This is a genomic window from Amycolatopsis sp. NPDC049253, from assembly GCF_040678995.1.
GTDB lineage: Bacteria > Actinomycetota > Actinomycetes > Mycobacteriales > Pseudonocardiaceae > Amycolatopsis.
Genome location: NZ_JBFAQX010000027.1, coordinates 45,067 through 57,218, shown reverse-complemented (window position 1 = coordinate 57,218; position 12,152 = coordinate 45,067). Strand labels below are relative to the sequence as shown.

At 73.6% G+C, this 12,152-nt stretch carries 7 protein-coding genes; 1 reads left to right on the top strand and 6 read right to left on the bottom strand.

Annotated features, from left to right (window positions below):
* Position 1: 1 nt before the first annotated feature.
* The 3 genes from AB0K15_RS37985 to AB0K15_RS37975 all read right to left on the bottom strand — a co-directional run bounded on the left by AB0K15_RS37985 (position 2) and on the right by AB0K15_RS37975 (position 2,576).
* Positions 2 to 835 carry an alpha/beta hydrolase gene (locus tag AB0K15_RS37985; RefSeq protein WP_364062147.1) on the bottom strand — a complete coding sequence of 278 codons (834 nt, stop codon included), beginning with the start codon at positions 833 to 835 and terminating at the stop codon, positions 2 to 4.
* 152 nt (positions 836 to 987) lie between these two features.
* Positions 988 to 1,521: a GNAT family N-acetyltransferase gene (locus tag AB0K15_RS37980; RefSeq protein ID WP_364062144.1), complete on the bottom strand. Its 534-nt coding sequence runs from the start codon at positions 1,519 to 1,521 to the stop codon at positions 988 to 990.
* The gene (locus AB0K15_RS37975) at positions 1,518 to 2,576 is read right to left on the bottom strand and encodes a nucleotide kinase domain-containing protein (RefSeq protein ID WP_364062141.1); all 1,059 of its coding nucleotides are present in this window, start codon (positions 2,574 to 2,576) and stop codon (positions 1,518 to 1,520) included. Before AB0K15_RS37975 ends, AB0K15_RS37980 begins: the two co-directional genes overlap by 4 nt.
* A 105-nt stretch (positions 2,577 to 2,681) precedes the next feature.
* Here AB0K15_RS37975 and AB0K15_RS37970 point away from each other — a divergent pair, with 105 nt between their 5' ends.
* A complete protein-coding gene (locus AB0K15_RS37970; RefSeq protein ID WP_364062138.1) occupies positions 2,682 to 7,820 on the top strand; it encodes a MupA/Atu3671 family FMN-dependent luciferase-like monooxygenase in 5,139 nt (1,712 codons plus the stop codon).
* A 228-nt stretch (positions 7,821 to 8,048) separates the two neighbouring features.
* Here the strand turns inward: AB0K15_RS37970 and AB0K15_RS37965 are convergent, their stop codons facing one another.
* The 3 genes from AB0K15_RS37965 to AB0K15_RS37955 all read right to left on the bottom strand — a co-directional run bounded on the left by AB0K15_RS37965 (position 8,049) and on the right by AB0K15_RS37955 (position 12,130).
* Positions 8,049 to 10,553 (bottom strand): LuxR C-terminal-related transcriptional regulator, encoded by a 2,505-nt coding sequence (locus AB0K15_RS37965; RefSeq protein ID WP_364062135.1) that lies wholly within the window; start codon positions 10,551 to 10,553, stop codon positions 8,049 to 8,051.
* Positions 10,554 to 10,617: 64 nt separating this feature from the next.
* The gene (locus AB0K15_RS37960; RefSeq protein WP_364062132.1) at positions 10,618 to 10,836 is read right to left on the bottom strand and encodes an MbtH family protein; all 219 of its coding nucleotides are present in this window, start codon (positions 10,834 to 10,836) and stop codon (positions 10,618 to 10,620) included.
* Positions 10,837 to 10,906: 70 nt separating this feature from the next.
* On the bottom strand, positions 10,907 to 12,130 hold the full coding sequence (locus tag AB0K15_RS37955; RefSeq protein WP_364062129.1) for a hypothetical protein: 1,224 nt from the start codon (positions 12,128 to 12,130) through the stop codon (positions 10,907 to 10,909).
* Positions 12,131 to 12,152: the final 22 nt, after the last annotated feature.

Sequence of the window (12,152 nt, the reverse complement as noted above, 5' to 3'; positions counted from 1 at the left end):
GTCAGGCCCGGTACACCGCCTCGAGGATGACGCGGGTGACCGTGTCGGGATGCGTGATGAAGGACAGGTGGCCCGAATCGATCACCGTCGTGCGCGCCTTCATCCGCGCCGCCACGAAACGCTGCAGCTCGGGTGCCGTCGTGCGGTCGGCGGTGGTGATCACGTAGCTGCTCGGCTTGGTTTCCCAGGCGGCGACGGTGGTTTTGGTCGAGAAGAGATCCTGCGCGACGCGGCCCTGGGCGGCGTAGAGCGCCCGCGCCCTGGCCGTGGGGACGCCGTTGGCGAAGTCGTTGAGGAAGGCGTCTTCGGTGAGGTGGCCGAAACCGTTCTGGTACACCAGGCCCGCGCCGGCCGGGGCGGCCGGGAACCGCGCGGTGAGCGCGGGATAGTCCTCGCCGGCCATCGGCGCCCGCGCGGACAGGTAGACGAGCGAGTCGACGGCGGGGTGGTCACCGGCCTGGCTGATCACCGAACCGCCGTAGGAGTGGCCCACCAGGACGGTCCGCCCACTCTGCAGGTCGAGCTCGCGCCGGGTCGCCGCGACGTCGTCGGCCAGTGAGGTCAACGGGTTCTGCACCGACGTGACGGTGATGCCGGCGGCTTGCAGCCGTGGGATCACCTCGGCCCAGCACGACCCGTCGGCGTAGGCGCCGTGGACGAGCACGACGGATCGCCGCGGCGCGGGCCGTGTCGCGGCGCTCGCGGAACCCGGTGCGGCGAGCGCGAGCCCGGTGGCGCTCAGCGCGGCGATGCCCGCGAAGGACCGGCGGGTCAGCCGGGCCGGGGATTTCGTGGTGTCCGGATTCTCGCGATGGTGCGGATCTGTTCGCTTCATGACTGAGAGCTCCCCTTGTCGGCAGTCGACACCGTCTGTCCACAGTGGCCGCGCGCGGCGCCCGGCCATGATCACGTTACGCCGCTGCCCGGACCCGAAAGGGCAGCCTTCGGGTACGAACGGTCACGTGGCCGGCCGGCCCGACCAGCGGCTCAACCGGACTCGGCGGTCGAAGGCCACACGCCGAACCACTGCTCGGCGCCGAACTCCTCGAACTTCTCCACCTCGGTGAACCCCAGCTTCGCCGCGAGCCGCATCGAGCGCTGGTTGGCGGTCTGCGTGCACAGCGCCACTGGTTCGCCGGGCCGCGCCCCGGCGAACCAGCCGAGCACCGCCGCGCACGCCTCGGCGGCGTAGCCGAAACCCCATGCCCGCGGCAGGAACAGATAGCCGATCTCGGTCGTCTCGGCGCCCGGCCGGAGCCGGCTCGGACGCGCCGCGGCGCGCCGGTCGAGCGTGATCATGCCGATCATCGCCGCGTCGAGTTCGACGACGAAAAAACCGAAGCGCCGCCCGGGCACCTCGGGCGCGGTGCGCTCCAGCTCGTCGCGCGGTTGCGGGCCCCCGAGGTAGGTCCCGACCTGCGGAGAGGCCAGCAACTCGATGATCACCGCGCGGTCCCGCGCCTCGGACTGGCGCAGTACCAGCCGTTCGGTCCTGATCGGGGCGGGCGGCCAGACGGTCATGCCGGGGACCCCATCGCCGGCACGACCACGGCCGCGGCCTGCGCCCGCACGGCCTCGGTGATGCCCCACTTCGGCGGAAACCACGGCGCCGGCATCGGTTCACCGCTTCGGTGGTACCGCTGCTTGATCCGGGTCCGCCCGGAGACGCCGGCGACGTCCGGGTGCGCGACGCGGGCATACTTGTCGACTTCGCAGAACAGGTTCTGGCAGTCGACCAGGTGCAGGGGCCGGCCGCCCAGGGTGTCGAAGCGCAGTCCGAGCCGGGCGAAGTGGGCTTCCTGGGTGTCGGTCGTGTACGCGATCACCGCGTCCTCGATGCCGCGGGCGGCGGGGCCGAAGCACTTGCGGATGCCGTCCCGCGCGCCCGGGCCGGCGACGACGAAGTCGTTCTCCGAGAAGTCCAGCACGGACGTGTACCCGAGATCGGTGGCGAACTGGAAGGCCAGGAAGTCCCCGAGGCCCGGATAGGCCCGCAGCAGCGCGAACACGTGCGCCAGGCCGCGGGCGTCCTGGACCTTCTCGGCCAGGCCGTCGCGGATCATGGTCTCGGCGAGCAGCAGGTGGTCGTGGTGCTTGCGGGCGCCGCCCAGCCGGGGCGGTGGGATGACGTAGGCGGGGGAGTAGAGCCTGCGCCCGGCGCGCCACGCCGTGTCGAGGACCGCCCGCGCCGCCGCAGGCCGCCACGAGGCCCAGGTGACGGGTCCCAGCTCGGCCTCCAGCAGGCGCCACGTGTCGATCTTGTTGAAGAACTTGAACAGCACCATCCGGAAGACCACGTCGCGCGGCTCCTGCGGGCCGCCGTAACCCACGTCGTGGATGGCGAACTGGCTCACCCGGTCCGCCGCGCGGTAGCAGTTCGTGAACCGGTGGGCGGCGAGGATCGGATCGCCCGACGGAGCCGCACCATCGCGCAACCGCGCGAAGTAGGCCTCCTGACGAACGACGGCGAAACGCCAGTATGTGTCGAACACCGGGCCGGGCCGCAGCCGCCGGCCCGCGACGGTGATGTCCGGCACGGCTTCGCTCACCGTCACGGCGGGAGCGTCCTTCTGCATGGGCAGAACGTACCGCGGCCGGGTAGGGCAAACGCCCGACTGCCGCCGGCCCGGCGGGTGCCACAAGCTGCTCGGTGCCCGTGTGCCGAGTTAAGGAGCTTGAAGGTGCAGCCACATGTCGAAGACCGGTTGGCCGGTCTGTCCGGACGGGAGAGGGCGCAGCTGCTCGCCGAGCTTCGTGCGGTGCGGCGGCGCCGGGCGGAGGAGGAGCGGATCGCGCCGGTGCCGCGGGACGAGCCGTTGCCGCTGTCCTACGCGCAGCAGCGGCTGTGGTTCCTCGAGGAGTGGGGGGAGGGGCAGGCGGGGTACAACAGCCCGCTGGCCCTGCGGCTGCGCGGCCCGCTCGACGCGGAGCTGCTGAGGTCCGCGCTGGCCGCCGTGGTCGCGCGACACGAGACGTTGCGCACGCGCTACGTGGCGACCGCCGACGGCCCGCGGCAGGTCGTCGAGCCGGCGCGGGAGCCGAAGCTGCGGCACGTGGACCTCACGGCCGTGCCGGAGGCCCGGCGGGACGAGGAGATCCAGGCGCTGGCCGACGCCGAGGCGCGACGGCCGTTCGACCTGGCCGCGGGCACGATGCTGCGGGCGACGCTCGCGCGCGTGGCGGTGGACGACCACGCGCTCGTGCTCGCCATGCACCACATCGCGACCGACGGCTGGTCGACGGAGCGCCTCATCGAGGAGCTGGCCGAGTGCTACCTCGCCGGCGCCGCCGGGCGTGAGCCGGTGCTGCGGGAGCTGCCGGTGCAGTACGCGGACTACGCCGTGTGGCAGCGCGGCCGGGTCGAGAACGACGCGGCCGGCCTGCTGGCCTACTGGCGGGAGCGGCTCGCCGGCCTCCCCACGCTCGAGTTCCCGACGGACCGTCCCCGCCCGGCCAACCCGACGTGGGCCGGCGACGTCGTGATGGGCGTGCTGCCCGCGCCCCTGCACCGCGACCTCGAAGCGTTCGCCGAAGCCGAGCGCACCCGCCTGCTGCCGGTCCTGGTCGCGGGCCTGAGCGCGTTGATGACCCGCTACACCGGGCAGGAGGACGTGCCGCTCGGGTCGGTGTTCTCCGGCCGCAGCCGCACCGAGGTCGACCCGTTGATCGGGTACTTCGCCAACACGGTCGTCCTGCGGACCTCGACCGCGGGCGAGCCCACGTTCCGCGAGCTCGTCGCCCGCGCCAGCGAAGCCGTGTTCGACGCCCACCGCCACCAGGATCTCCCGTTCGAGCAGGTGGTCTCGGCGCTGAGCCCGGACCGCGACCCGAGCCGCAACCCGCTGTTCCAGTTCGCGATCTACCCGATCGGCAAGAAGCTCGACACGATGCGCATGGGCGACATCGAGCTCACCGGCGTGCCGCTGCATATGGGGGCGTCCAAGTTCGACTGCACGGTCGGCATCTCCGAACGCCCGGACGGCGGTGGCATCGAGCTGATGACCGAGTACGCGACGGAACTGTTCGACCGCGCCACGATCGAACGACTGCTGGGGCACCTGCGCCGGCTGCTCGAAGCGGCGCTCGCCCGCCCGGACGCGCCCGTCGGCGAGCTCGACGTGCTGACCGCCGAGGAACGGCACGAGCTGGTGGTGCGCGCCAACGACACGGCGGTCGACCTCCCGCCGAGTGCCGGGGTGCACGCGGAGTTCGCGGAGTGGGCGCGCCGGACCCCCGACGCGATCGCCCTGGTGCACAACGGCGTCGAGATCGGCTACGCCGACCTGGACCGCCGCGCCAACGGGGTCGCGCAGCGGCTGCGCGCACTGGGTGTCGGCCCGGGTTCGCTCGTGGGCGTGTGCCTGAGCCGGTCGCCGCGGCTCGTCGCCGGGCTGCTCGGCGTGCTCAAGGCCGGCGCCGCGTACGTGCCGCTGGATCCGGCCTACCCGGCCGCGCGGCTCGGGCACGTGCTCGCCGACGCGGACCTCTCGGTCGTGCTCGTCGACGAGGCCGGCCGTGAGGTGATCGACCGGGCCGGGGTGAGCCTGGCGACCGCGCCGCGGCTGCTGGAACTGGGCGGCTCCGACGAACCGGCCGACGAACCGCCGCCCGCCGGCACCGACGAGCACAGCCTCGCCTACCTGATCTACACCTCGGGCTCCACCGGGCGGCCGAAGGGCGTGATGGTCGAGCACGGACAGCTGCTCAACCTGTTCACCGGCCTCGACGAACGCCTCGGCGCCGACCGCGGCACCTGGCTGGCCACCAGCAGCGTGTCGTTCGACATGTCCGGCGTGGAGCTGTTCTGGACGCTCACCCGCGGGTTCACCGTGGTGCTCGCCGACGGCCGGCCGCACGAGCTGCTGGGCACTGACCGCCGCGCCGGGCGCAAGCCCGTGGACTTCGGCTTGTTCTACTTCGCGAGCGACGACGGCCCGTCCGACGACCACTACCGGCTCCTCATCGAGGGCGCGAAGTTCGCCGACCGCAACGGGTTCTCCGCCGTGTGGACACCCGAGCGGCACTTCCAGGAGTTCGGCGGGCTGTTCCCCAGCCCCTCGGTGACCGCCGCCGCGGTCGCGATGGTGACCGAGCGCGTCTCCGTGCGCGCGGGCAGCGTCGTGCTCCCGCTGCACCACCCGGTGCGCGTCGCCGAGGAGTGGTCGGTCGTCGACAACCTCTCGCACGGGCGCGCCGGCGTCGCCTTCGCGTCGGGCTGGATGCCGGACGACTTCGTGTTCGCCCCGGACGACTACGCCGACCGCAAGCAGGTGATGATCGACGCGATCGCCACCGTGCGGAAGCTGTGGGCCGGGGAGAAGGCGACGTTCCGCGGCGGCCACGGCAAGGACGTCGAGGTCGGTATCCGGCCGCGGCCGGTGCAGGACGAGATCCCGGTGTGGCTGTCCTCGGGCGGTTCCGACAGCACGTTCCGCGCCGCGGGCGAGCTGGGTGTCAACATCCTGACGCACCTGCTCGGGCAGGACCTCGACGAGCTCGAGCGGCTGATCGACGTGTACCGCGCGGCCTACCGCGAGCACCACGGAGAGGGCGGCCGCGTCACGCTGATGCTGCACGCATTCGTGGACCCGGATCGGGAGAAGGTGCTGCGGACGGTGCGCGAGCCGTTCAAGAACTACCTGCGCACCTCGCTGGGCCTGGCGAAGATTCTCGGCCAGCGGATGGGCATGGACTTCGACCCGCGCACCATCACCAAGGACGACCTCGACGCGTTGCTGGACCACGCTTTCGACCGCTACGTCGGCTCCAGTGGCCTGTTCGGCACGCCCGAGGAATGCCTCGCGCTCGTGGACGAGCTGGGCGCCATCGGCGTCGACGAGGTCGCCTGCCTCGTCGACTTCGGCGTGGGCACCGACGACGTGCTCGCGAGCCTGGCGCACCTCAACACCGTGCGCGAGCGCAATCAGCGCCCGCAGGCACCCGGTGACGAGCGCCCGACGTGGGCCGAGCTCGTGCGCCGCCACGGCGTCACGCACTTCCAGTGCACCCCCGCGATGGCGCAGCTGCTCGCCGACGACGAGGACGCGGCCGACGCGATGACGGGGCTGCGCCGGCTGCTGGTCGGCGGCGAGGCGCTGCCGACGGGGCTCGCGCGCCGCCTGCGTGAGCTGACCGGGGACGCCCTGCACAACATGTACGGCCCCACGGAAACCACCGTCTGGTCCACCACGACCCCCGCCGACGGCACGGACGACGACCTCGTCACGGCGTCGCTCGGGCGGCCGATCGCCAACACCGAGGTGTACGTCCTCGACGCGCACCGCCGGCTGGTGCCCGCCGGGGTCCCCGGTGAGCTCTACATCGGCGGGCTCGGCGTGACGCGGGGCTACTACCGGCGCGCCGAGCTCACGGCCGAACGGTTCGTGCCCAACCCCTTCGGACCCAGCCCGCGCCTCTACCGCACCGGCGACGTCGTGCGCCGCCTCGCGGACGGCCGCCTGGAGTTCCTCGGCCGGGCCGACCACCAGGTGAAGGTCCGCGGCTTCCGGGTGGAGCTCGGCGAGGTGGAGAACGTGCTGCGCGAGCACCCGGACGTCGCCGGCGCCGTGGTCGTGGCCAAGGGGGAGATCGGGGCGCAGCACCTCGTGGCCTACGTGGTCGGCGCATCGGCGCCGGACGCCGAAGGGCTGCGCGCGTTCACGGCGGGCCGGCTGCCGGAGTACATGGTGCCGGCCCGGTGGGTCCGGCTCGACGAATTCCCGTTGAACCCCAACGGAAAGGTGGACCGGTCGAAGCTGCCCGACCCGGCTGCGGAGGCGGGTCCGGTCTCGCAACCGCCGCGCACGCCGTTCGAACGCGAGCTGGCGAAGGTGTGGGCGGAGGTCCTCGGCGTGGCCGAGATCGGGATCCACGACAACTTCTTCCACCTCGGCGGCCACTCGATCGCCGTGATCAGGGTGGTCGACCTCGCGACCAGGCGCGGGCTCGCGATCACGGCCCGGCAGCTGTTCGCGCACCAGACCATCGCCCAGCTCGCCGCGTCCGTGGGCACCGACGAACCCGGCTCGGGCACTCTCGTCCGCCTGACCGCGGACGGCAGCGAGCCGCCGCTGTTCCTCGTGCACTCCAGTACGGGCAACACGGTGCCCTACGTGCCGCTGGCCCGGCTGCTCGGCGCGGACCGGGCGTGTTTCGGCGTCGACGCCGACGAGATGGTGCCGGGGGCGCAGGTCGAGAGCATCGACGTGCTGGCGGAGCGGTACGTCGCCGCGGTCCGCGAGGTGCAGCCCTCCGGGCCGTACCACCTCGTGGGCTGGTCGCTCGGCGGTGGGCTCGCGTGGGCGATGGCCGCCCGGCTGCGCGCGGCCGGCGAGGCGGTGGAGCTGCTGGCCCTTCTCGACACGCAGCCCCCGACGGGCCTCGACGAGCCGCTGGGGCACGCCGAAGCGGTGTGCGCGTTCGCGGAGAGCTTCTCGTTGTCGGTCGGGGCCGGGCGGGTCGTCCCGGACGTCACGCGGCTGCGTGGCCTCGGGCACGAAGAGCAGTACTCGGCCGTGCTGGGCGAGCTCGCCGGTGCCGGGCTGATCCGCGCCGAGGAGCGGGACCACGTGCTCGGACGCGCCCGGATGTTCGTCGCGCTGACGATCGCCGCGTCCGTCTGGTCCGCGCCGGAGTACGACGGCGACGTCGACCTCCTCGTCGCCGAGTCCGGCGACGAACACTGGCTGCGCGACGGCTGGCAGCCCTACGCCGGCACCCTGCGCGTGCAGCGGGTTCCGGGTGACCACTTCGGACTGCTGCGGCCCGGGAACGTCGAGGTGCTGGCGGGCAAGCTGCGTGAGGTGCTCACGAAGAGCTGACGCCACCGACGACGAAGCCGCCCCTGGGAAATCCCCGGGGGCGGCTTCGTCGTCGTGTGTGGACAGTGATACGGGGTTGTCGGTGAACCTCGCCGGGGTCGGCCCTCGGGCGGGCTTTGACGTCTTGGCTTCGTCCTCGTGGAGACGGTGGCCCGGCCGTGCCGAACGCGGGCAGGGGAAAGCCGGGCAACCCCGTGGGGTGCCCGGCTTCCTGTTCTTTCCCGGTGCTCAGGCCGGGATGTTTTCCAGCTGCTTCTTCACCGGCCTCGGCCGGGCCTTGACGGCCGAGCCGCCCACGAGGCTGGCGATCTCGCTTCGCGACGAGACCTCCAGCTTCCCGAAAATCCGGCTCAGGTGCGTCTCGACCGTCTTGTGGCTCACCCCGAGCGTGCGGGCGATCTGGCGGTTCGTTCGCCCCTCGCTCACGAGCTTCGCGATCTGGAACTCCCGCTGGCTCAACGTGAACGAGGTCCCGGCCGCCGGGGTCGCGGTCTCGCCGCGGGCGGCGGCCACCGAGGCGGCGAGCGCCGCCGAGGAGCACTGCTCGGCGAGCACCTGGGCGCTGTCCAGGTACGCGGCGGCGCGGTCGGGATCGCCGAGCTCGGCCGACGCCAGGGCGGCCGCGATCTGCGCCCGGCACGTGACGGGGTGGTGGCCGGCCGCCGTGGCCAGGCGGAGTGCTTCGAGGGACCGGACGAGCTTCTCCACGGCGGTGGGCGCGAACCGGGCGGCGAGCAGTTCGGCCCGGGCCAGCTGCCCGGGCAGGCCGAGACCGGTCGCCGCGTCGAGGGCGCGTCGTGCCCCGTCGGCGTCCTGCGGCGCGGCCGCCTCGGCGAGGTCGAGCACGGCCCACGCCGGCAGTTCGTCCGATGAGGACGGTCCGGGGCCGCCCGCCGCGGCGGCGACCGAGCGCAGGTGCGGCGCGAGCGGCGTGTCGGTGCGCAGCGACTCCTGGCACAGCGAAAGCGCTTCCTGCGGATCCGCGGCGGCCAGGGCGACGCGTGCCGCGAGCCAGCACACCAAGGCCCGCGACCCGGCCCGCTCGGCCGGCGCCAGGCGCAGAGCGGTCGCCGCGTGCTCGCGAGCCGTGGCCTGCCGGCCCCGCCGCAGGTAGACGGTCCCCGCCCCGACCAGCAGCGGGACGAGCGCGGGCCATCGGCCCGCCGAGCGCGCGAGCTCGATTCCCCGGTCGAAGTGCCGCAATGCCGCGGAATCGTCCTCGAGGTGGGTTTCGGCCCACCCCACCGCCGCCACCAGGCCCAGCTCGGTGAGCAGCTCGTCGTCGCTGTGGCGGTCCGTGAGCTCCGCGGCCGCGGACGCCGAGCGGCGGGCCGAAGCGGGATCACCGGCGGCGAGGCGGGCGAGCGCGTGCAACGCCAGGGCGTGAGCACGCACGAGTTCGGGCGCCCGGCTCGCCGCGAGCACGGCTTCGGCGGCCCAGTCGTCCGGCACCGAGCCGAACATCGCGGTCTCCGCCAGCGCCACCGCGTGGGAGCTGCGGTCGTCTCCCGGTCCCATCCGGGCGAGCGCGTCCTGCAGCCCACGGCGGGCCTCGGCTTCCCGGCCGGTCACCATGGCGAGCCCGGCCGCGATCAGGGCCGCGTCCGGGTCGCCGGCCGGCAGGGCCGCCAGCGCCCAGGCGGTCTCGGCGGTCCGCCCCGCGGCGAGGCTCGTGCGCGCCAGCGCGGTCAGCAGGCCGCGCCGCCGGGTGTCCTGCGCGGGTGGTTCCGGCAGCAGCCGCAGGGCGGCGGCGTACCAGCCGGCCGCGGTCGCCGGGTCGTGCACCTCGGTGGCCGCGGCCGCTTCGGCGAGCGCCCCGGCGCCGAGGCCGTCACCGGCCCGGCCCGCCCGTTCCACGTGCTCGGCGAACCGCACGGCAGGCTGCCCGTCCTCCCGCAGCGCGTCCGCGGCCCGGCGGTGGGCGCCGATCCGCCAGCCCGCCGGGGCACTGCGGTAGGTGACCTCGCGCAGCGCGGGGCTGCGGAACACGAACGACGCCGGGCCGGGGCCGGGGCGGACGACGTCGGCCGCCAGCAGCTCGTCGAGAGCCGGCAGCACGGTGCTCGCCTCGACATCGGCGACGCGCGCCACCAGTTCCGGCTCGAAGGGATCACCCGCGACGGCGGCCGCCTGGGCGACAAGCCGGATCGCCTCCCGAAGCCGCGCCGTCTCCGCGAGCAGTGCGCTTGCCGCCGGGCCGTCCGGTCCTTCCAGCAGCAGGGCCAGCCGGCCGGGGTTTCCCGCGCACAGGCGGTGGGCGCGCTCGCGTTCCTCACCGTCGAGCCGTCCTTCGCACAGCGGCTCGAAATCCTGTGCTGCCAACGGTTCCAGCGCCAGCTCGACCCGGGCGTACGACGTGAGCGCCGCGGTCAGGGCCGGGCCGGTCTGGCGCGGCCGCCGGGCGAGCACCAGCACGATGCCCCGGCGCGGCCGGCGGGCCAGCGCGGTCACCGCGTCCGCCCACTCGGCGTCGTCGAGGTGCGCGTCGTCGGCGAGCACGACCAGCGGCCCGACCACGTCGGGCACGCCGGCCTCGATCGCGGTCACGACGTGCGCGCCCGCTTCGCGGGCCAGCCGGCCGAACTCGGCCAGCAGCCGGCTCTTGCCGAGCCCGGGATCGCCTCGCACGTCGGCGATCACGGTGCGCCCCACCGCCGATTCGGACAGCAGCCTGGTGAGCACGGCGAGCTCACGAGTGCGGCCGGCGAACCGGCCGTCGGATTGGTGAAGCATCTGCACTCCCGTATCCATCCCCAGTCTGGTGCGGGCGAGCCCGGAACGGACTCGCCCGCGCGGCTCACTGGGCGCGGTCGCCCGCCATCGCGCGGCGCAGGCTCAGCGGCCGCATGTCGGTCCACACCTCGTCGATGTGCGCCAGGCACTCGTCTTTCGTGCCGGTCACGCCGGCCTCGCGCCAGCCGGCGGGGATCTCGCGCGCGGCGGACCAGATGGAGTACTGCTCCTCGTCGTTCACGACCACGCGGTAGGTGGTGGTGTCGTCGTCGTTTTCGAACATGGCGGTGCCCTTCCTGGAATTGCGGGAATCAGGGGAAAAGGAGTTCAGTGCGGGAAGAAATGTTCCGAGGTCAGAACTGCGGTGCGTAACGCAACGCGAGTGCGGTGGCGCGCCGGCGGATCGGGTTCAGGACCGGCTCGTCCGCGAGGCAGCCGCCGCGTCCGTCGGGGCGCAGAGCGGTGAGTGCGTCGTCCAGCAGCCGGGCGCAGGCGTCGAACCCGGTGGCGTCACAGCCGTGCTGGGTGAGTGAAGCGGTGGAGACGAGCAGCCCGCCGGCTGCCTCTTCGACGGCCGGGTCCGCCGGAACCCGGTGCGGTGTCACGGAAATCCCGGCCGTGGCGAGCACCCGCGCCGCGGCGGTGCCGGTGAAACCGCGCGAGGTGAGATCGAGGAGCACGAGGTGGGTGTCGGTGCCGCCCGAGACGAGGTCGTGCCCCTCGGCGCGCAGGCGCGTGGCCACCGTCCGGGCGTGGCGGATCATGTGCTTGGCGATGCGGTGGAACCGGTCCGAGCCGGCCATGGCGAGCGCGCCCGCTTTCGCGGTCAGCTCGTCGAGATCGGCGCTGTCCGGGGGCGAGGTGTACACGAGCTTGCCCAGGCGTTGTGAGAGCGTCCGCCCGTTCCCTCCGAACGGGACGCTCGCATCGCGGCCCGAGAGGATCATCGCGCCGTCCCCGCCGCCGAGGTGCTCGTCGGTGGCGGCCACCGTCACGTGCGCGATGTCGACCGGGTTGGTGTGGACCTGGGCCGCGACCAGTGCCGTCATCGCGGAGATGTCGGCCACCAGAAGGGCTTCGTGCTCGTCGGCGATGCGCCGCAGCCGGGCGAAGTCGAACCGGCGCGGGTGTGCCGACGATCCACACAGGATGACCGAGGGCCGGAACTCCCGGGCCAGGTCCTCGGCCGCGGCGAGGTCGACGTGACCGTCCGGCCCGACGCCGTAGGCGATGTGCCGGAGCCCGTTCGAAGACGGGGGAGCGACGTGGTTTCCGTTGCCCAGCCAGAAGTCGAGGACGGTGTCCCCGTGCTCCGCCAGCCGGGACAGCACGTGGCCGAGCGCGAGGGAGGCGGTGCGCGGGGTGGGGTCCACGTGCCAGGCCCCGAAAACCCTGCGGCCCAGTGCTGCCGCGGTGCGCTGCGCTTCGGCGAGCTTCGCCCGATCGGCGGTGGTGCGCGGGACCCACGGGGCACGGGCGGGCGGTGCCGCGCCGTGCGCGGCGAGGATGAGGGGCGCCGGCCGGCCGGGCGGATCAGCCCGGTGCCGCACCACCTCGGTGGCGTTTGCGAGTGTCATGGGAGTGGACGCTCCTGGTTCC